This is a genomic window from Streptomyces sp. WMMB303 (assembly GCF_029351045.1).
Lineage (GTDB): Bacteria > Actinomycetota > Actinomycetes > Streptomycetales > Streptomycetaceae > Streptomyces.
In genome coordinates, this window is sequence record NZ_JARKIN010000001.1 from 1,862,204 (window position 1) to 1,882,022 (window position 19,819).

18 protein-coding genes are annotated in these 19,819 nt (G+C 73.9%); 8 read left to right on the plus strand and 10 right to left on the minus strand.

What is annotated here, in order from left to right; translation table 11 throughout:
- On the plus strand, window positions 1-1,359 hold the full coding sequence (locus P2424_RS08415; protein WP_276475152.1) for a hypothetical protein: 1,359 nt from the start codon (window positions 1-3) through the stop codon (window positions 1,357-1,359).
- Between the two features lie 1,262 nt (window positions 1,360-2,621).
- Complete coding sequence (locus P2424_RS08420) at window positions 2,622-2,774, plus strand: hypothetical protein (RefSeq protein WP_276475153.1); 153 nt, start codon at window positions 2,622-2,624, stop codon at window positions 2,772-2,774.
- Between the two features lie 108 nt (window positions 2,775-2,882).
- On the opposite strand, the gene P2424_RS08425 is transcribed toward P2424_RS08420, so the two are convergent.
- The 3 genes from P2424_RS08425 to P2424_RS08435 form a co-directional block, all read right to left on the minus strand.
- Window positions 2,883-4,370 carry an MFS transporter gene (locus P2424_RS08425; RefSeq protein ID WP_276475154.1) on the minus strand — a complete coding sequence of 496 codons (1,488 nt, stop codon included), beginning with the start codon at window positions 4,368-4,370 and terminating at the stop codon, window positions 2,883-2,885.
- Window positions 4,371-4,432: 62 nt separating this feature from the next.
- Window positions 4,433-5,800, minus strand: coding sequence for a hypothetical protein (locus tag P2424_RS08430; protein ID WP_276475155.1), 1,368 nt, complete (start codon window positions 5,798-5,800; stop codon window positions 4,433-4,435).
- 29 nt (window positions 5,801-5,829) lie between these two features.
- Window positions 5,830-6,930 carry a hypothetical protein gene (locus tag P2424_RS08435; RefSeq protein ID WP_276475156.1) on the minus strand — a complete coding sequence of 367 codons (1,101 nt, stop codon included), beginning with the start codon at window positions 6,928-6,930 and terminating at the stop codon, window positions 5,830-5,832.
- Between the two features lie 268 nt (window positions 6,931-7,198).
- Between P2424_RS08435 and P2424_RS08440 the strand changes: the two genes are divergently transcribed.
- The 3 genes from P2424_RS08440 to P2424_RS08450 all read left to right on the plus strand — a co-directional run bounded on the left by P2424_RS08440 (window position 7,199) and on the right by P2424_RS08450 (window position 9,830).
- Window positions 7,199-7,834, plus strand: coding sequence for a class I SAM-dependent methyltransferase (locus tag P2424_RS08440; protein ID WP_276475157.1), 636 nt, complete (start codon window positions 7,199-7,201; stop codon window positions 7,832-7,834).
- A gap of 65 nt (window positions 7,835-7,899) precedes the next feature.
- Entirely contained in the window at window positions 7,900-8,835 is a 936-nt protein-coding gene (locus P2424_RS08445; RefSeq protein ID WP_276475158.1) for an N-acetylmuramoyl-L-alanine amidase, read from the plus strand.
- Between the two features lie 122 nt (window positions 8,836-8,957).
- Complete coding sequence (locus P2424_RS08450) at window positions 8,958-9,830, plus strand: DUF5336 domain-containing protein (RefSeq protein ID WP_276475159.1); 873 nt, start codon at window positions 8,958-8,960, stop codon at window positions 9,828-9,830.
- Window positions 9,831-10,071: 241 nt separating this feature from the next.
- On the opposite strand, the gene P2424_RS08455 is transcribed toward P2424_RS08450, so the two are convergent.
- Window positions 10,072-11,019 carry an alpha/beta hydrolase gene (locus tag P2424_RS08455; RefSeq protein ID WP_276475160.1) on the minus strand — a complete coding sequence of 316 codons (948 nt, stop codon included), beginning with the start codon at window positions 11,017-11,019 and terminating at the stop codon, window positions 10,072-10,074.
- Window positions 11,020-11,246: 227 nt separating this feature from the next.
- On the opposite strand from P2424_RS08455, the gene P2424_RS08460 reads away from it, so the two are divergent.
- On the plus strand, window positions 11,247-11,909 hold the full coding sequence (locus P2424_RS08460; RefSeq protein ID WP_276475161.1) for a TetR/AcrR family transcriptional regulator: 663 nt from the start codon (window positions 11,247-11,249) through the stop codon (window positions 11,907-11,909).
- Between the two features lie 82 nt (window positions 11,910-11,991).
- Here P2424_RS08460 and P2424_RS08465 read toward each other — a convergent pair whose 3' ends face one another.
- The 3 genes from P2424_RS08465 to P2424_RS08475 all read right to left on the minus strand — a co-directional run bounded on the left by P2424_RS08465 (window position 11,992) and on the right by P2424_RS08475 (window position 15,362).
- Entirely contained in the window at window positions 11,992-13,059 is a 1,068-nt protein-coding gene (locus tag P2424_RS08465; protein ID WP_276475162.1) for a prenyltransferase, read from the minus strand.
- Window positions 13,056-13,871, minus strand: a complete 816-nt coding sequence (locus P2424_RS08470) for a methyltransferase domain-containing protein (RefSeq protein ID WP_276475163.1) — start codon at window positions 13,869-13,871, stop codon at window positions 13,056-13,058. Before P2424_RS08470 ends, P2424_RS08465 begins: the two co-directional genes overlap by 4 nt.
- Window positions 13,872-13,970: 99 nt before the next feature.
- Window positions 13,971-15,362 carry a glycosyltransferase family 4 protein gene (locus tag P2424_RS08475; protein WP_276475164.1) on the minus strand — a complete coding sequence of 464 codons (1,392 nt, stop codon included), beginning with the start codon at window positions 15,360-15,362 and terminating at the stop codon, window positions 13,971-13,973.
- 260 nt (window positions 15,363-15,622) lie between these two features.
- Between P2424_RS08475 and P2424_RS08480 the strand changes: the two genes are divergently transcribed.
- Window positions 15,623-16,276, plus strand: coding sequence for a TetR family transcriptional regulator (locus P2424_RS08480; RefSeq protein ID WP_276475165.1), 654 nt, complete (start codon window positions 15,623-15,625; stop codon window positions 16,274-16,276).
- Between the two features lie 53 nt (window positions 16,277-16,329).
- On the opposite strand, the gene P2424_RS08485 is transcribed toward P2424_RS08480, so the two are convergent.
- Genes P2424_RS08485 through P2424_RS08495 form a run of 3 tightly spaced genes read right to left on the minus strand, consistent with a single transcriptional unit; the run spans window position 16,330 to window position 18,808 of the window.
- Entirely contained in the window at window positions 16,330-17,244 is a 915-nt protein-coding gene (locus P2424_RS08485; RefSeq protein WP_276475166.1) for a biotin-dependent carboxyltransferase family protein, read from the minus strand.
- Window positions 17,241-18,032 carry an allophanate hydrolase subunit 1 gene (locus P2424_RS08490; RefSeq protein ID WP_276475167.1) on the minus strand — a complete coding sequence of 264 codons (792 nt, stop codon included), beginning with the start codon at window positions 18,030-18,032 and terminating at the stop codon, window positions 17,241-17,243. Before P2424_RS08490 ends, P2424_RS08485 begins: the two co-directional genes overlap by 4 nt.
- Window positions 18,029-18,808: a 5-oxoprolinase subunit PxpA gene (locus P2424_RS08495; RefSeq protein WP_276475168.1), complete on the minus strand. Its 780-nt coding sequence runs from the start codon at window positions 18,806-18,808 to the stop codon at window positions 18,029-18,031. The genes P2424_RS08490 and P2424_RS08495 overlap by 4 nt, the downstream gene beginning before the upstream one ends.
- Before the next feature lie 124 nt (window positions 18,809-18,932).
- On the opposite strand from P2424_RS08495, the gene P2424_RS08500 reads away from it, so the two are divergent.
- Window positions 18,933-19,643 (plus strand): GntR family transcriptional regulator, encoded by a 711-nt coding sequence (locus P2424_RS08500; RefSeq protein WP_276475169.1) that lies wholly within the window; start codon window positions 18,933-18,935, stop codon window positions 19,641-19,643.
- Window positions 19,644-19,819: the final 176 nt, after the last annotated feature.

Consider the following 19,819-nt stretch of genomic DNA (forward strand, 5'->3'; position numbering starts at 1 on the left):
ATGACGGTGAGTGCCGCCAGGGTCATGAACGAGAGCTTCACGGTCGCGGCGGACGGCTCCTACGCCGCCCGGCTCACCGCGCACGCCGGGACGGAGCTCTGGTATCCGGAGCGCTGGACTCTCGACGGACCGGAGCCGTACGCGGTGCCGCTCCCCGTGGCGCAGCCGGAGGACGCGGACAGCGGCGTGCTGCCGCTGTCGGACGGGCGGGTGCTGATCGCCCGCCGGACGCAGGGACGTTGCTCGCTGGCGCTGCTCTACCCCTCGGGCCGGGAGACCGGCGAGCGGCGGCTGGGCACCGTGGAGACGGATGCGCTGCGGCTGCTGCCCCCGGCACCGTGCGGGACGCGGGCCTATGCGCTGGCCCGGGAGCCGGACGGCAGCGCCACCGGCGTGTGGCTGGTGACCGACGGCTCGGCCCGGCCGCCCACGCGGCTCGCCCGGCTGCACGGCCGCTGGTCGGGCGGCGCGTGGCTGGACCGGGAGGGCCGGATGCTCGCGCTCGACACCGCCGGACCGGACGGCGGCGGCCCCACCAGGACCGTCGCGGTGGACCTCGGCGCGGACGGCGAGACCTCCCCGCTGCTGGAGATCGCCGAGGGAAGCGACGACCGGCTGCTGCTCGCCGATCCGGACAGCGGCCTGCTGCTCGTCCGCTCGGACGCCCCCGGCGAGCCGCGGCTGGGCTGGGGGGTGCTGGGCAGCCACCGCCCGGTCCGGTTCCCCGAGGCGCTGCACCCCAGAGGCACCCGGCTGACGCCGATCGCCGTCCAGCCGGGGCAGACGCTGCTGCCCGAGCGGTGCGCCGTGGCGCTGCGGGTGGACGGGCCGCAGGGCACCTGGCTCGCCGTGTGGCGGCCCGGCCTGCGCGAGGTGCGGCACCTGGCGAGCCCGGCCGGGTGGCTGGCGGGCCACGGGCTGTGGACGGCCGGCGGCGAACTGCGCGTCCCCTGCTCGACGGTGCACACTCCGTGCGGACTGGCCCGGATGCGGGCCCCGCTGCCCGACCCGGAAGTCCCCCGAGCCGCACCAGCACCAGCGCCCCCTCCCCCACCCGCACCGGCAGCGCCACCGGCCCCGGCGGACCGGAGCTCGACGGGGGCGCCCGTCGCGCCGGACGGAGAGCCGCCGCGCACCGCACCGCGGCCGCCCGAGCGGCCGGAGCCCACGGCTCCGCCCGTCGGCGACGTCACGTCTCTACAACATCACGATCACGGAGGGCCACCCTCCGGACTGCTGGGTTCCCTGGTGGGCAGAGGAGTTTCCGCAGGCAGTACGGCACCGTTCGGGGCTCTGGAGGACGCGGCGCGGAAACCGGTCCCGCTCCAACAGGCTCCACTGCCCAGCGGAACGGCGTGACCAGCGGATGGAACGCCCTGAAGGACGTCACCCCGGCTCGATAAACTCCGCCGGGTACGACGGCAGAGCAAGAGATTGACGGAGTGACATCACGATGTCGGACACCCAGACCGAGACGCCCAGCACCACGCAGACGGCCGGCGAGGGGACTCACCGGGGGAAGCACAGGGGGGAAGCCGCCGCACAGGAGGAGCAGACCGTACCGGCGCAGGGCCGGCACCGCCGTCCCGAGCCCGCACAGTAGCCGACGGCAGGCCGTCGGCCGGCGCCGCACAGGCGCAACGGCACCTGGCGGGGCCCCGGCCACCTTCCGACCGATGGTGGCCGGGGCCCTGCCGTGTGTGCGGAAGGAGAACCAGCCCCCGCCCGGCTCCCCCGCGGGCCCGGCACCCGACCGGGCCGTGGCCGGCCAAGGCCGGCAGCAGATGGTGTCCGAGGCTCTTCCTCCCTCTCGGAGTGGCATTTTCCGTTGCGTCGACCATCTGGCGGACTCCACAGGGCGCGCGGTGAGTTTCCCTGCGGGCGATCCGACCAGTGAGTTGGTAAAACCACACCTTCGACCCTTTCCACGAATGCGATTTCCGAAATCTCCACTTTGCGATATTCCCGGGCGCCGCACTTCAAAGCGACAACTACGTGGATATTCCACGGAGTTCGAGGGTCGCGGTCGGTGACACCGACAGACCGATCACCACCCTCTGTTGAACGGCCATCAGGCGAACCGGCTTCAGCGGGCATCGAGGGCCGTGCGGCCGGCGGATCACGCCATCCCGGGTGCGGCGATCAGGACCGTCAGCGACACATCACCGGGAGGGAAATCCGGTTCGGGGAGGGATCCGAGTCGGCATTCAACAGACCTGTCACGACGGTGACGGCATCATTCGCATGCCGCCCACCGATGTCACACTCGCGTCACTTCCGTTGATATTCGCAACTGAGTCCTATAGGAACGGCATGTGGGGAGACATTCACCACTGAGCAGCACAAGGAGTCAAATGAACCGCACCAGAGTGGGCATAGCGCTCGGATCCACCGCGCTCCTGTCCGCCACCGCCGTCGCAATCGCTCCGGGCGCTACCGCTGCCCCGGCATCGGCGCCGGCACTGAAATCGGCAGCTGTCGACTGTTCCTGGTCCAAGCCCGGCGACAAGGACCACTCCTCGTACAAGGGCCTCCGGAGCGGAGTGTACTCGGCCCCCGTACGGAAAGGACCGTACGGCGACTGCAGTGCGACGAGGTGGCTCTACACGGACGATGCCCCGATGATCGATTACCACTGCTACGTCACCAACTCGTACGGCAACACGTGGACTTACGTACGCGTGCAGACCGGAACCCTGAGCGACTACGGCTGGATCTACGACGGCAACCTGCCCTCCAACGGCAGCGGCCACGGATCACCGGTGCACTGCTGATCTCGCTCTTCCGGGAGGGTCCGCCGACGGAGTCGGTGGGCCCTCCCCCTTTTCGGAGTCGACGACGCGCAGCCGAGGGCCCGGTTGCCGCGCCGGCCGCAGCGCCGGCTACGGCGCCTCGGCGGATGCCGGATCGGATGCCGGGCCGGCCGCCGCGGAGGTCCGGTCGCGCACCGTGCGGGGCAGCGCGACGAGCATGAACAGCACGCACGCGCCCAGCAGTACGGCGCCCGCCCGGAAGGCGCTGCCGTATCCGGCGGCCAGCGACGCGGGGTCGTGCCGCCCGTCGGTGCGAGCCGCGGCGACAGTGGAGAGCACCGCCAGGCCGAGCGCGCCGCCCATCGTGCGGCCGGTGCCGAACAGCCCGGAGAGCAGGCCCGCCTCGCCGGGGTCGTCGGTCGCGGTGGCGATGGTCGCCAGGGGCGTGGCGGCCAGCCCGGCGCCGAGGGCCATCAGCACTCCGGGCGCCAGGATCGTCGTCGCGTAGGCCCCGTCCGCGTCCATGGTGCTCTGCCACATATAGCCCGCTCCCGCCATGGCGGCACCCGCGACGGCCAGCAGCCGGTCTCCCGTCCGCGCCATCAGGAACGGGGCGATCTTGGAGCCGAGGACGATCGTCATCGAGTGCGGGATCAGCGCCAGGCCCGCCTGCAGTGGCGTGTAGTCCAGCACGTTCTGGGTGTAGAGGGAGAGGAAGTACCACATGGCGAACATCGCGAGGCCGTTGATGAAGATGGCGGCATTCGCGGCGGAGACGGCCCGGCTGCGGAACAGCCGCAGCGGCACCAGCGGTTCCCGGGAGCGGGCCTCGACGGCGACGAACAGCGCGAGCAGCACCAGCCCACCGCCCAGCGGCCCCAGCGAGCCGGCCGCCGCCCAGCCCACGCTGTCCGTGCGCACGATGCCGTAGGCCACCGCGCCCAGTCCCAGGGTCACCAGCAGCGCCCCGGGCACGTCCAGGCGCCGCACCGAGTCCTCCCGGCTCTCGGTCAGCCACCAGGCCGCCGCCGCCAGTACCAGCACGCCGACCGGGACGTTGATCAGCAGTACCCAGCGCCAGGACAGCGCATCGGTGAGCACTCCGCCCACCAGGCCGCCCGCGGCGCCGCCGCCCGCGCCGACCGCCGACCAGGTGGCGACCGCCTTGGTGCGGGCCGGGCCCTCCGGCACGGACGTGGTCAGCAGCGTGAGGGTTGCGGGTGCCAGGATCGCGGCCCCGGTGCCCTGGATGCCGCGGGCCGCCAGCAGTTGCCAGGGCTCCTGGGCCAGTCCGCCCGCCAGGCTCGCGGCGGTGAACAGCGCCAGCCCGGCCAGGAACACCCGCTTGCGGCCGAAGAGGTCGGCAGCGCGGCCGCCGAGCAGCATCAGGCCGGAGAAGGTGAGGGTGTAGGCGTTGACCACCCATTGCAGCCCGGTCTCCGAGAGGGCCAGGGTGGCCCGCATGGAGGGGAGGGCGACGTTGACGACGGAGACGTCGAGCACGACGAGGAACTGGCCCGCGCAGGCGGCCAGCACGACCGCCCACAGGCGGGGCGCCTCGGCGGCTGCGGGGCCGGATATGGAGCGGGAGCTCGCGGGCTGTGCGGTCTGCGGCATGCGCGTAGTGTGACACCTGCCATGCCGCCCCTCGCGCTCGTTTTCGGGCGGAAGTCGGGCGGCTACTTCGGCGGCTCCGGTCCCGTCACCCGCACCGTTCCGCATCCGACCCGCTTCGCCTCGGCCGCGACGTAGTCCGGCAGCAGTTCGACCGTCGGGTCGTGCTTCCTGAGCAACGACTCCTGTCGCTGCACCAGGAAGGCCACCGGGCCGGTCTGGCAGGTGGCGACGTAGACGCTCATGTCGCCGAAGACGCTGCCGAACCCGTCGCCGCGGAACCGCGGGGTCCCGCTGTAGCCCAGCGGGATGACGAAGGACGCCAGCCGCGGGTCCTCGATCGTGGTGAGCCGGACGCCGTCCAGGTCGAAGTCCCGGCCGTACTCGCACGAGTGGGCGAGCCCCGAGGTGTCGCCGGTGGTCCGCATCGCCCGCGCGGAATCGTCCTCGCCCGTCAGCCAGGACGGCGCGGGGACACCTTTCAGCCCGCACAACCGGTCCTTCGAGTGGGCGCCCGGCCGCTGCCGCTCCACGACCCGCGCCAGCTTTCCCGGTGCCGGATAACTGCCCCGGCACTTCTTCTCCGCCAGCACTCCGTTGGCCAACTCGACCACCGCGCCGGCCATCGCGGCCCGATAGCGGCGCCGCCCGGCCGGATCGTCGTCGTCGGAGGAGCCGAGCCGGCCCGAGGAGAGCGAGACGACGGTCGGCGGGTCGTCGTGCCGCCCGCCCACGCAGGACTCGGGCAGCGCCACCCAGGCCCGTCCGGCGGAGACCATGCCCGGAAGGTCGCCGCCCAGCGGCACCATGACCGGGGAGAGGAACTCGCGCGTCCACTCGCGGGCGCCCCGGCCGTCGAACTGCGCGAGCTGCTCGATGCGGGCCGATATCTCCCACTTGAGCTCGTCGTCCTTCCACCGCTGGAGCCGGCATTCGGCGCTGTACCCGCCCGCGCGGCCGAGGCTTCGGAGCGACAGCTCCCGGGTGCGGATCTCCCCGTCCGAGAACAGCCGGTCGACCGCGTCCGACGAGAGCGCGCCCCAGCACCTGTCCCGGGAGGTGAAGGGCAGTTCCCCGGCCTGCCAGGCCAGGCCCCCCGCGGCCAGCAGCGCGCCGACGACCGCACCGATCACGGCCGCGCCGGACCTGCCCCGCACCAGGCGCCGCAGCCGCCCCGACGGCCGCGGCCCGGGACGCGGTGCCGCGGCGGGCTCGGGAGCCGGCTCGGTGACGGGTTCGGCGCCCGATTCCGCGGCGGATTCCGCGGCGGGCTCGGACTCGGGTTCGGACTCCGCGGCGGGCTCGGGCCCGGATTCCACGGCCGGGGCGGCGTCCGGCTCAGGATCCTGCTGCGGGGCGGGCCGCTCGGCATCGGCGGCCGGCTCCGGACCGGACCGGGCATCCCGCGCGGAGCCCTGCTTCTCCTCGGACATCTGGTCCCTCTCCCTGTGCTGTTCGCCGCTCATGACCGGGGTGCCACCGCGGGGCAGCCGAGGCGGTCGGCGACGGAGTTGGCGGCGGCCGCGAACACCCGGCGCGGATCGGGATCGGCCTGCGCCGCCAGGAAGGCGTCCAACTGCAGGAAGAAGACGGTGGGCCGACCGGCGCAGGTCGCGGTCAGCACCCCGTGCTCCTCGCCGACCTCGCCCGTGCCGCGCCAGCCCTCGCCCGGGGGCCCGTCGCCCGCCAGACCGGTGAACAGGGCCGTGAGCCGGGGCCGGGAGACCGCCGCGAACAGCGCCGCCCGGACGGGGTTGCGCACGTCCGCCGTGTCGAGCACCGAGCAGGTCTGCAGATCGTCGCGGACGGCACCGACTCCGGCGTCGTAGTGGTCGTCCTTGTCCAGGTCGAAGCGGAGTCCGGGAATCCGGCACAGCTCGGCGCCCTGCGCGGTGAGGCTGTCGTCGGCGTCGGCCCGGGCGAGCGGCGAGACGGCCTCGAACGGCTCCTCCGGCGCGCAGCCCGACGCGTGGGCCGCCGTGCCGGCCAGCGACAGCAGCAGGTCGGCGACCTCCTCCTCGGTTCCCATGGACGCGGCCAACGGGGAGGTCCGGGCCCCCTCGACGGTCACCGCGGTGGGCAGCCCGTCCGCGCTGTCGCACTTCTCGGGGAGGACGAAGACGGCGCGGGCCCTGCCGACCAGGCCGGGCAGGCCGTCCGGCAGCGGCGCCGAGTCCGCGTCCAGGTAGGTCCGCAGCCAGTCGCGCCGCTCCTTCGAGCCGCGCGGCACCGTCGCGACCTCGGCCTCGATCCGCTCGTCGTACCCGCTGCCGCTGGTGTCCCGGAGGGTCACGGAACAGGTGGCGCGCCGCCCCTTCCGAGGCGGCGCCGACTGCTCGCCGCTGCGCTCCTCGTCCTCCGGCAGCTCGTCCAGGACATGGGGGACCCGGTCGCCCTCGCGCACCTCCCAGGCGCCCCAGCAGTAGCTCTGCCGGTCGAAGGGCCAGGTCTCGGTGGCCCGGGTCCCCAGACCGGCGCCCGCCAGTACGGCGATCCCGAGCAGGACCGCCAGGCCCCTTCGGCGACGCGCGGCGGATCCCGCGGACTTGTCGCTTCCTGTCATTCCACTCCCCCTGAGCCCCCTGTGCCCCCCTGTGTGCCGGGACCGGCATCGCCGCACTCCCGGATCGACAGTCCGTCGAGGCTACCTGTCGCCCGGAGGGGTGGCGGCGGTAGGGCAGCATGGCACCGAACGCGCACGCCGGGCGTGCGCCCTCGCCGCGCGCGGGCGCACCGCGACCGTGCGCGAGCGAGCACAGCGGCCGCGAGTGAGCACATCGGCGGCCTCGGACAAGAGCAGACGACAGCGGACAACAGCAGAGGAACGCGTGATGAACCCTCAGGTACCCGAGGCCGGCACCCTGGCCGCGTTCGAGGCGGCGAAGGGGTTCATGCCGCTGGACGAAGGACTCGCGCTCTACGCGGCCGCGGCCGAGGCGGGCGCCCTCGGGCTGCCGCTGCTGGAGGTCGGCACGTACTGCGGCCGCTCGACCCTGCTGCTGGCCGACGCCGCACGGCAGGCAGGCGTGACAGCGGTCACCGTCGACCACCACCGCGGCAGTGAGGAGCAGCAGCCGGGGTGGGAGTACCACGATCCGGAGGTCGTCGATCCGGTCGTCGGCCGGATGGACACACTGCCCGCCTTCCGCCGCACGCTGCACGCGGCAGGACTGGAGGAGCACGTCGTCGCGCTCGTGGGCCGCTCGCCCCGGGCCGCCGCGCTGTGGGGCACGCCGCTCGGGCTCGTCTTCGTCGACGGCGGTCACACCGAGGAGCACGCCACCGCGGACTACGAGGGCTGGACGCCGCATCTGGCACCGGGCGGACTGCTGGTCATCCACGACGTCTTCCCCGACCCGGCCGACGGCGGCCAGGCCCCGCACCACCTCCACGAACGAGCCCTGGCCTCGGGCGACTACACCCCCGGCCCCGCCACCGGGTCGCTCCGCGTCCTGCGGCGGAGGTGAGGAGGCGGGACCGGCCTCGAAGAACGCGGAGGACAGGCTCTACCATCTACGCCTGTGTCGAATGGATGCGCTTCGTGAGGCGGCGGTCAGCCCGGCGGACGACGGCCCTGCTGATCGCGGGGGCCGTGTGCGCAGGGGCGGCCGGGTGCGGGATGTCCGGCGGCCATGGCGGCGGCTCGGGCAGCAGCGGCAAGCCTTCCCGCTCCCCGTCGGCCGGGAAGAGCTCCGGCAAGGAGACCGGCGAAACCGGCGGGAGCGGCAGCAAGCACGGTGGTGCGGACAGCCGCGACGAGGACGGCGGACAACACTCCGGACCGCACGGCGGCAAGACCCCGCTGCGCGGCAAGGTGATCGTCGTCGACCCCGGCCACAACCCTCACAATCGCGACCAGCCAGGCAAGATTTCCCGGTCCGTCGACATCGGCACGGGAAAGAAGGAATGCGACACCACGGGCACCGCGACCAATTCCGGTTACAGCGAGGCCGAGTTCACTCTCGCTCTCGCGCACCGCGTCCGCACAGAGCTGCGGAAACGGGGAGCGACCGTGAAGTTCACCCATGACGGCGAGGAGCCGTACGGTCCGTGCGTCGACGAGCGCGCGGAAAAGGGGAACCGGGCGCACGCGGACGCCGCCGTTTCCCTCCATGCGGACGGCGCCCCCAGCGGCAGCCGCGGTTTCCATGTGATTCTTCCCGCATCCGTGCACCGGGGGGGCGCCGACACCCGGGCCATCGCGGGCCCCTCGCGGCGGCTCGGCACCGACCTGCGCGACGCCTTCCGGGAGGCCACCGGCGAACGCCCCGCCAACTACCTCGGGAATGGCGAAGGACTGGACACCCGGGGCGATCTGGGCGGTCTCAACCTCAGCACTGTTCCCAAAGTCTTCCTCGAATGCGGCAACATGCGGGACCCGGCCGACGCCGCACTCCTCACCTCCGGGAAGTGGCGGGAAAAGGCGGCCCGGGGGATCGCGGACGGAATCTCCGCTTTCCTCACCTGAAGGGTGAGGGAAACGTGGAACCGACAGGCGAACCCCCGGGGTCTACCCGTAGTGTCGTCCGTACGATGGGGTGCTCACCCCCGGCGAACCTCAACCATGACAAGATCGACTAAGGACCCCACGTGAACATCCGCTCGCTCACCCGAGGCGACGGCGCGGTGATAGGAGCAGCGGTGCTGCTGTTCATCGCTTCGTTCCTCGACTTCTTCTCCGCAGACTGCGATGGCTCGTCCTGCCCCGAGTTGCCCAACGCCTGGGACACGGACATCCTCCAGCTCACCCTCCCGTCGATCTTCCTGGCGGGGCTCATCGGCACCGGTCTGCTGGTCGGTGGTCGTTTCCTGCCGGAGGGCCGCAAGTTCGGTGCGGTCTCGCTCCCGCAGGCGGGTGTGACGCTGCTGCTGGTCGCGCTGTGGTCCTCAGTCTGGAAGATGGCTGTCGCACCGGACCAGGCCGACATGGGGGCCGGCGCCATTCTGGCGCTGATCTCGCTGCTGATCGGCGCGGTGATCGCGATGATCACGCCGGTCGTCCCGGCGCTGGCGGCCCCGCTGCTGCCCGCGAACACCGGCGGCCCCGCGCCGTACGGCCAGCAGTACCCGCAGCAGGGTGGCGGCTACGGCTACCCGGGCGGCCAGCCGGGCCCCTACGGGCAGCAGCCCGGTCAGGGCCAGCCGCCCTACGGGCAGCACCCGGGTCAGCCGCAGGACGTCCAGCCGGGCCACCAGCCCGGGCAGCCGGGCCCCGGCCAGTCCCCCGGCGGCCAGCAGGGCGCCGCAGCAGGCGCCCCGGACCCGAACTTCCAGCCGTTCTGGTTCGCCGTCCCGATGGCGCGCCCGCTCTTCCCGGAGGACGGTTCACCGCAGCCGATCGCCGAACTGGCGCCGGGCACCTGGTACCTCGCGGTGGAGCAGCGCGGTCAGGCGCTGATCGCGCAGACGCAGGACGGCCGGCGTGGCGTCCTGCAGGACACCTCCAACATCCAGCGCGGCTGAGCCCTCCGGCTCCGCCGTGCGCCGGTGGCCCCTCGCCCTTCCGGGCGGGGGGCCGCTGCCGTACGCTGCCGCAGCAGCGGGCTGACAGCCTGTCAGCTGAGCGCCGTCGGCAGGGGAGGCGGCCCCGATCCCCAGCGGGTGACGGCGGCGGATCCGGTGACGCTGCGGGTGCCGGCCGAGTTGAACGGCTGGCCCCGCGCGGTGGCGCGAGGCGATGCAGCGTGCTGCCCGGCCGGACGCTTCAGCCCTGGACGAAGTCGAGTGCCGCGTCCACGACCCGGGGGGCGCCGAGGACGGCGCGGTGGCCGAGCCCGCGGGTGACGACGAGCTCGGCCCGCGGGCCGTGGGCGGCCAGCAGCCGGTGCGCCTGCCGGAGCGGGACCATCCGGTCGTTCTCGTCGTTGATCAGCAGCATCGGGGTGTCGATCTGGGCGGGCCAGTGCGCCCCGTCGAAGCGCGCCCAGGGATCGGGCACGTGCGGGAACAGGTCCGTCTCGATCCGCCGGCGCAGTGCCGTCCACAACTGCGGGCGCAGACCGAGCAGTTCGGTGAACCGGTCGGCCAGGAATCCGAACTCGCCCACTCCGGCCACCGCGACCAGCCGTCGGGCCGTGATGTCCCCGCGCAGCGCCAGCAGGGCGCAGGTGACGCCGAACGAGTGTGCGAGCACCGCGTCGAAGGTGCCGTACCGCTCCTGGAGCCGGGCGGCGATCTCGACGTTCCGCAGAATCGTCGTCGTCCGTCCGCCCGAGTCGCCGTGGCCGGGCGCGTCGAACGAGACCGGGGTGAGACCCAGGGACCGCAGGCGCGGCACGTGGGCCGCGAAGCGGGAGGCCCGGGACTGCCAGCCGTGCAGCAGCAGCACCGGGCGGCTCCCCTCGCCCCACCGGTAGGTGACCACCCGCTCCCCGTCCACCTGCAACTCCTCGGCCACCGCCTGCGCGTGCACGGCGCTCTCGCCCGGCAGCACCCGCGCCCTGCCCAGCGGGGAGCGGAAGAGTGCGAAGGCCGCTCTGCCGGCGAGCGCGGGCGACAGCACGGCGGTGGCGTTGAGCGCCGCTCCGGTCGCGGCTTCCCGGCTCGTCCGTCCCCGGACCCCGGGGCCGGACGCCGGACCACCGTCCGGTGCGGTGTGCGTTCCGTGTGCCGGTGCCGCCGCTGTCGATCCGTCCTGCTCCTGTGCGCGCATGTCCACAGCCCCCTGAGCATCGTGGCTCCGCGGCCCGTCACCGGACGGAGGTCGCGGATACCGCCGAGAAACTCTACGTACGATCGTGCAGTTAGTGTGCCACAGCCTGGCACAGTGACCGAACGGTCGTCCACCGAGTAGGGTGCTGTACCGGCAGGGAACGGCAGGGGAACGGCCTGGACAGCGCTGCGGCGTACCTGCGCAGCGCGGACGGAGGGCGGAGGAGCGTGGCGGCGACACGGCTCGACGGACGCGTCGAACGCGGCAACCAGACCCGGCGGCTGATCCTGGACCGCGCCGCGCGGATCGCCTCCGTGGAGGGGCTGGAGGGGCTCTCGCTGGGGCGGCTGGCGAAGGAGCTGGAGCTGAGCAAGAGCGGGGTCTTCACCCTGTTCGGCTCCAAGGAGGAACTCCAGCTCGCGACCGTGGAGGCCGCACGCACCATCTACACCGAGCACGTCGTACGGCCCGCGCTGGAGGCCCCGGCCGGGCTCGCCAGGATCGTCCGGCTGTGCGACCGCTGGCTCGCCTACTCCGAGGAGCGGGTGTTCCCCGGCGGCTGCTTCTTCTTCTCCGTCGCCGCCGAGTTCGACGCGCGCCGGGGCCGGGTCCACGACAGCATCGTGCAGGCCCGCACCGCTTGGGCCGCGTTCGTCACCCGCACCCTGGAAGAGGCCCTGCACCGTGGCGAGCTGACCCCGGACACAGATATTCCGCAGCTCGCCTTCGAGGTCATGGCGCTGCTGGAGGCCGCCAACGCCGACTCGCTGCTGCACGACGAGGAGCAGCCCGCCGGTGTCGGTCCCTACCGCCGGGCGCGCCGGGCCATCCTCGGCCGGCTCACGGGTGCCGCCGCCGACCCGTCGGCACTACCGGCCGCGGCCGACTGAGAACCGCGGCCGTCCGAACGGCGACCTTCGGCCGGAGCGGCCGCCGGGCGCACCCGTCGGGCCGGGCCGCGGCCCGACGCGATCAGCAGCAGTCCGGCTCCAGCCCCGTCGGCAGCTCGTCGCCGCGGAAGACCTGCACTGTCGCGTCGTCCCCGCCGAGCGCGGCCACCGCCAGCAGCACCGCACCCGCCGTCCAGGTCGTCCGCTCCTCGGGCCAGACCTTCTCGTCGTCGAAGACGTACCCCGTCCAGTACATGCCGTCCTCGGCCCGCAGGTGCTGCATCCAGCGCAGGATGTCCAGCGCGTGGTCCGACTCGCCCGTCGCCCACAGCGCCAGGGCCAGCTCGGCGCTCTCCCCGCCGGTCACCCACGGGTTGGGGACCACGCAGCGGACGCCCAGACCGGGCACGACGAAGCGGTCCCAGCCCTCCTCGAGGCGCTCCTTGGCCGCGGGCCCGCGCAGCGCCCCGCCGAGCACCGGGTAGTACCAGTCCATCGAGTAGCGGCTCTTGTCCAAGAAGCGCTCCGGGTGGCGGCGGACGGCGTGCCCGAGCCATCCGGCGGCCAGCTCCCAGTCCGGCTGCGGCTCCTCCCGCCGTTCGGCCAGCGCCAGCGCGCACCGCAGGGCCTGATAGACCGAGGAGGACCCGGTCAGCAGCGCCTCGGGGGTGGCGGTGCCGTCCGCGTCGCGCTTCCAGCCGATCTGGCCGCCCGGCTGCTGGAGGCGCAGCACGAACTCCACGGCGGCCACCACCATGGGCCACATCCGGTCGACGAAGGCGTCGTCGCCGGTGGACAGGTAGTGGTGCCACACGCCGACGGCCGCGTACGCGCAGAAGTTGGTCTCCCGCGTGCGGTCGGTGGGGCGGGCCGCGTCCCCGTCGGCGTAGGCCGCGTACCAGGAGCCGTCCGGCAGTTGGTGGGCGGCCAGCCAGTCGTAGGCGGCCGCGGCGCGCTCGTGCTCACCGGCGGCGTCCAGTGCCATCGCGGCCTCGACGTGGTCCCACGGGTCCAGGTGGTGGCCGCGGAACCACGGCAGGGCGCCGTCGGCGCGCTGTCCGGCCAGGATGCCCTCGACCGTCGACCTGGCCTGCTCGGCGGTCAGCACGCCGGGCAGCACCAGCCGCTCGGTCCGCTCCGGGCTGGTCACTTGGCCGCCGCCGCGGACGCGTCCGTCGCCTGCCGGCCGGCGGCCGCGTCCGTCGGCTCGCCGACTTCCGGGCTGTGGGGCACGGGGGGCAGATGAGGTTTGGTGGCGTAGGCGACGAAGCTCTTGCCGATCAGCGGGTCGAGAGCGCGCTCGGCGACGCGGGTGGCCAGCGGCCGCTTCATGATGTCCCAGACGAGCAGTCTGTGGTACGCGCGCACCGGCAGGGCCGCCCGGTCCCCGTCGCGGTCCACGCCGAACGCGCACTTGAGCCACCAGTAGGGCGCGTGCAGTCCGTGCGCGTGGTGGGTGCCGTAGGGGCGGAGTCCGGCCTCCCGCAGCCGGGCGAGGAGTTCGGTGGCGCGGTAGATGCGAATGTGGCCGCCCTCGACCTCGTGGTAGGCGTCGCTCAGCGCCCAGCACACCTTCTCCGGGCCGTAGCGCGGCACGGTGACGGCGAGCCGGCCGCCGGGCCTGAGCACGCGCACCATCTCGGCCAGCACACCCTTGTCGTCCGGGATGTGCTCCATGACCTCGGAGATGATGACCACGTCGAAGCTGTCGTCGGGGAAGGGAAGCGCGAGCGCGTCGCCCTCCATCGCGGTCGCCGTGGCGCCCTCGGGCGCCTCACCCGCCTCGGCCATCGCCGCGAACCAGGTGGCGACTTCGCGGATCTCCTCCGCGTTGCGGTCGAGGGCGACCACACGGGCGCCGCGCCGGTAGCACTCGAAGGCGTGCCGCCCCGCCCCGCAGCCCAGGTCGAGCACGCGATCGCCGGGGGCGAGCGGGAATCGGGAGAAGTCCACGGTCAGCACGGGGGATCAGCCTTCCACATCAGCGTCTGGGGGCGGGGGCAGGGTGCGGCGAACGGGGTGCGGGGGGGGGCAGCGCGGGGTCCGGGTACGGCTGTGCGCTCACCGGCTCTGGGCGAGGGCGGCGGGCGGCTCGGCGGGCCGTCGTACCGCGGGGGGCCGGGTCCGGCGGGCGGGCTCCCCCATGGCCGCGCGATAGCACTCCACGGTGCGCAGCGCCGCCTTCCGCCAGGTGAACCTCTCCAGCACGCGCTCCCGTCCGGCCGCACCGAGCCGGGCCCGCAGCTCCGCGTCGCCCAGCAGCCGCGCCAGTCCGTCCGCCAGTGCCCCGGCGTCCCCGGGCGGCACCGCCAGGCAGGTCTCGCCGTCCCGTCCGGCCACCTCCGGGATCGCTCCACCGGTGGTGGCCAGCAGCGGGGTGCCGGTCGCCATGGCCTCGGCCGCGGGCAGCGAGAAGCCCTCGTAGAGCGAGGGCACACAGGCGACCTGCGCCGAGCGGACGAGCCCGGCCAGTTCGGCGTCGCTGATGCCCTTGACGAACTCGACGGCCCCGGCGAGCCCGTGGGCGGCGATCGCGTCGGCGACCGGCCCCTCCTCGGGACGTGTGCCGACGACGACCAGGTGCGCCTCCGGACGCTGGATGCGCGCCTTGGCCAGCGCCTCGATCAGGAACGCCAGGCCCTTGAGCGGGACGTCGGCGCTGGAGGTGGTGACGATCCGGCCCGGTACCTCGGGCACCGCCGGGTCGGGGGCGAACAGGCGGGTGTCGGCGCCGATGGGCACCACGTCGATGCGCTCGCGCGCCACCCCCAGATCGTCGGCGATCTCCTGCCGGGAGGAGCCGGAGACGGTGACCACCGAGGGCAGCCTGCGGGCGACACGGCGCTGCATGCGGGTGAAGCCGTACCAGCGGCGCACCGAGGCGTTCTGCCGCCATCCGGTGGCCGCCGCCAGCTCCAGCCGGCGGTCGACGGTGATCGGATGGTGGATGGTGGTCACCAGCGGGGCGCCCAGCGCGCGGGGGCCGCCGAGCAGGCCGTAGCCGAGCGTCTGGTTGTCGTGCACGACGTCGAACTCGCCGTGCCGCGCCGCCAGGTGGCGGCGGGCACGGAGCGAGAAGGTGAGCGGCTCGGGGAAGCCCCCGGTCCACATCGTGGCGACCTCCAGCAGGTCCACCCAGTCGCGGTACTCGCCTCGGCGGGGGGTGCGGAAGGGGTCGGGCTGGCGGTACAGGTCGAGGCTGGGCAGCTCGGTGAGGGTCAGCCGGCCGGGTGCGGCCGCGGGCCGCTCGCCGCCGGGCCGCGGTTCGGGCCGGCCGGGGTCGTCGAGCACCGGGTAGGGCTGCGCTCCGATGACCTCGACGCTGTGGCCGAGGCGGGCGAGTTCCCGGGACAGATGGCGTACGTAGACGCCCTGGCCGCCACAGAAGGGGTTGCCCTTGTAGGTCAGCAGCGCGATGCGCAGCGGGCGGTCGGTTACGGCCTCTGCGCTCACTCACGGCCCCCTTCGTCACTGCGTTCCGCCGGAGCGTAGCCGCTCGCGCTAACCTAGAACAAGTTTCAGGATTCACTTTCGGGAGGGCCGGATCCCGTGCGTGTACGCCGCGGACCCGTGCCCGGACTCAAGAATTTACCGGCCAGTCACATCGGGGGAGCCACCGCGGCAGGTGATTCGCGCCACCTCGGCGGCGCCTGTAAGAATGCACGGCTCCCCACAGGGCTTTTGAACGCCACGGAAACGGGACCTACCACGCGATGCCGACACCGCCGCAGCCCAGACCCAAGCCCCGGAGCGGGGCCGGTGCCCTGCCGGCCCCGTCCCCCGCCGCGCCGCTGACCGAGCGCCAGGAGGCGAGGCGCCGCCGCATCCTGCACGCGAGCGCACAGCTCGCCCGCCGCGGCGGGTTCGACGCGGTGCAGATGCGGGAGGTCGCGGAGTCCTCGAACGTGGCGCTCGGCACCCTCTACCGCTACTTCCCCTCCAAGGTGCATCTGCTGGTCGCCACCATGCAGGACCAGTTGCAGCACATGCACGCCACCCTGCACAGACACCCGCCGGAGGACACCGGGGCAGCCGCCCGGGTAGCCGCGACCCTGATGCGCGCCTTCCACGCCCTGCAACGGGAGCCCCAACTGGCGGACGCCATGGTGCGGGCCCTCAACTTCGCCGACCGCTCGGTCAGTCCGGAGGTGGACAGGGTCTCGCGGCTGACCACGGCGATCATCCTGGACGCGATGGACCTGCCGGATCCGCCCGCCCCCGAGCAGCTCTCGGCGGTGCGGGTGATCGAGCACACCTGGCACTCGGCGCTCATCACCTGGCTCTCGGGCCGGGCCTCGATCGCCCAGGTGAAGATCGACATCGAGACGGTATGCAAACTGATCGAGGCGACCGCTCCCCGGGACTGACCGGCCCCGCAGCTCCCGGGACCGGCCCGGCGCCGCGCGCCGCCGCCCGTTCGTCAGCGGGGCGGCGGGACCTCGGCTGCCCCCGGGACCGACCCGGAACGCACCGGCGTGAAGCGGACGGCCGTACCGGGTGCGGCCTGCGCCGCCGCGCTGAGCGCGGCCGCCGGGACGACGCCGATGACCGGATAGCCGCCGGTCGTGGGATGGTCGGCGAGGAAGAGCACGGGCCGCCCCTCCGGCGGCACCTGGATCGCGCCCAGCGGCATGCCCTCGCTGGCCAACTCCCCCTCCCTGCGGCGGGCGAGGGCCGGGCCCTCGGTCCGCAGGCCGATCCGGTTGCTGGCCGCCGCCACCCGGTAGGTGCCGGTGACCAGCGTGCGCAGCCCCTCGGCGGTGAACCAGTCGTCCCGCGGCCCGTAGCCGACCGGCAGCACCAGTTCGGGCCCCGGTGTCCGCCAGGGCGCCGCGTCCGGAACAGCGCCTCCCCCCACCGGGCAGGGCACACCCAGCGGAAGCACCGCACCGTCGCGCAGCGGGGTCGGACCGAGTCCGGAGAGCAGATCGGTGGCACGGCTGCCGAGCACCCGCTCGGCCTCGACGCCCCCGGCGAAGCCCAGATAGGAGCGCACTCCGTGGGTGGCGGCACCCGCCTCCAGGACCGCGCCGGCCCGGAGGCGCACCGGCTGCCCCCAGGGCGCCGGCCGCCCGTCGACCGCCACCGGACAGGGCGCCCCGGTGACCACGGCCGTGGTGGGTGCCAGCACCCGCACCGCGCAGCCAGTGAGCGTCGTCTCCAGCGTCGCGGCGCTCTCCGGGTTGCCGACCAGCAGGTTGGCGAGCCGGTGCGCGGTCAGGTCGAGCGCCCCGGAGCGGGGTACCCCCAGGTGCGCGTACCCGGGGCGGCCCAGGTCCTGGACGGTGGTGAGGGCTCCGGCCCGCACGGTCGCCAGTCCGCCGTCTGTGGTCACGGGCGCTCCTCTCGGTACGGAAGCCCGTCCGCGTGCGGCGGCCGGTCTCCGTCCGGCGAGGGCCGGTCCCCGTCCAGGGGGACGAAGCGGACGCGGGTGCCGGGGGCCAGCAGCGCGGCCGGGGTACGGGCGGTGTCCCACAGCACGGTCTCGGGAGCGGTTCCGATCAGCTGCCAGCCGCCGGGTGAGGAGCGGGGATAGACACCGGTGTAGGCACCGGCGAGCCCCACGGCACCGACCGGCACTCTGGTGCGCGGGGTGGCGCGGCGGGGCACGTGGTACGGCTCGGGCAGCCCGGTCAGATAGCCGAAGCCCGGCGCGAATCCGCAGAACGCGACGCGGAACTCGGTGGCCGCGTGCCGCCGGGCCACCTCGTGGGGCGCGACGCCCCACAGCGCGGCGACGTCGGCGAGGTCGGGGCCGTCGTAGCGGACGGGTATCTCGAGCACCGCTCCGCTCCCGGCGGTGAGCGGCGGCACCTGCCAGCCGGGGAGTTCCGCGGCCAGCCGCCTGGCCTGCGCGCTGCTGCCGAACTCGTCGAGCAGCACCGTCCTGGCCCCGGGCACGATCTCGGCCACGGGCGGCAGGCTGCCGTCGGCGCGGCGACGCAGCAGTTCGGCGTGGAGGGCCTCGGTCTGCTCGGCGGTGGCGAGCTCCACCAGCAGGCCGCGGCTGCCCACCGGGCGGATCACCGGCGGCGCCGGCACGGTGGTCCGGTCGGCGGGGGCGGCCGGGACGGGTGCGGCCGGCGGGTCGGGCGCGGCGGTGTGGTCGGCCGGGGCGGTCATACGAAGGCCCGGACCTGGACGCCCGCGGTGGCCAGTTCCGCCCGGATGCGCTCGGCGAGCCGGGCGGCCGCGGGGGTGTCGCCGTGCACGCAGAGCGAGCGGGCCGCGGTGCCCAGGACAGTGCCGTCGGCTGCGGTGATCTCCCCGTCCCGGGCCAGCCGCACCGAGCGCTTGACCACCTGTGCGGGGTCGTGCAGCACCGCGTCCGGTTCGGAGCGCGGCACCAGAGTGCCGTCGGCCCGGTAGGCGCGGTCGGCGAACGCCTCCTCGACGGTGGGCAGTCCGGCCCGCGCCGCGGCGGCCAGCAGCCGGGAGCCGGGCAGCCCCAGCACGGGCAGCGGCCCGCCCGCACCGGTCGCGGCCCCGGACATCCGGACCCCCGCGACGACGGCGGCGGCCTGCTCCGCGTCGTGCACGGCCCGGTTGTAGAGGGCGCCGTGCGGTTTGACGTAGGAGACGGCGGAGCCGGCCGCGCGGGCGAAGACCTCCAGGGCGCCGATCTGGTAGGCGACCTCGGCGGCCAGTTCGGCGGCGGGTACGTCCATCGCCCGGCGACCGAAGCCGGCCAGGTCGCGGTAGGAGACCTGGGCGCCGATGCGGACGCCGCGCTCGGCGGCCAGCTCGCAGACGCGGCGCATGGTGGCGGGGTCGCCGGCGTGGAAGCCGCAGGCGACATTGGCACTGGTGACCGAGGCGAGCAGGGCCTCGTCGTCGGTGAGCTGCCAGCGGCCGAAGCCCTCACCGAGGTCGGCGTTAAGGTCGATCTTCCGGTCCATCGGCAGCAACGTAAGCGATTGTTGAACAATCCGGCAAGAGGTCCGCGGTCTCGCACTCCGCGACACCCCTGTCACCCGCCGCATCCGGGACCGGCCGGCGCCCGTCCACCCGAGGGAGACCACGATGACCGCCGACCCCTCCGCCGCCCTCTCGGCGCTCGCCGCCGACCGGGGGCTGCTCGGCCGCACGAGCACGGCCGAGCGTGTGGCGGCGATCCTGCGCGAGCGGATCGCCCAGGGGGCCTTCCCACCCGGCATCCGGCTCTCCGAGGAACGGATCTGCACCGCGCTGGGCGTCTCGCGCAACACGCTGCGGGAGGCGTTCCGACTGCTGACCCACGAGCGGCTGCTCGTGCACCGGCTCAACAGGGGCACCTTCGTGCGCGTGCTGAGCGACACCGACATCGAGGACATCTACCGGGTGCGCCACCTGATCGAGTGCGCCGCCGTACGGGGGCTGGGCGCGCCGCCGTACGACGTGCCGGAGGTGCGGGCGGCCGTCTCGGCGGGCGAGCGGGCCGCGGCCGAGGGGCGGTGGCAGGAGTGTTCCACCGCGAACATCCGCTTCCACCAGGCGCTGGCCGGGCTGGCCGGGAGCGCCCGCACCGACGAGATGATGCGCGGCGTACTGGCGGAACTGCGGCTCGCGTTCCACATCATGGGCGATCTGCGCCGCTTCCACGATCCGTACCTGACCCGCAACCAGGAGATCGTGCGCGCCCTGGAGGCAGGTGACGCGGCGGGCGCCGAACGGCTGCTGGACATCTACCTGGCGGACTCGCTGCGGCAACTGCTGGACGCCTACCCCCAGGAAGCGGCGGACGCCGAGGACTGACGTCCGCACCCGCGTACGACGTACCGGGCCGGGTGGCCGTCGCCGCCCGCGCACCGGGGAGCCCGGCCGCGGATTAATCGGAGGATCACGTTCCGGATAAGTGGCGTGCCCCACTCTTGTCGGATCGTTCAACAATCCCCTAGCCTCCCGAGGAATTCGCTCACGGAAGGCGGACG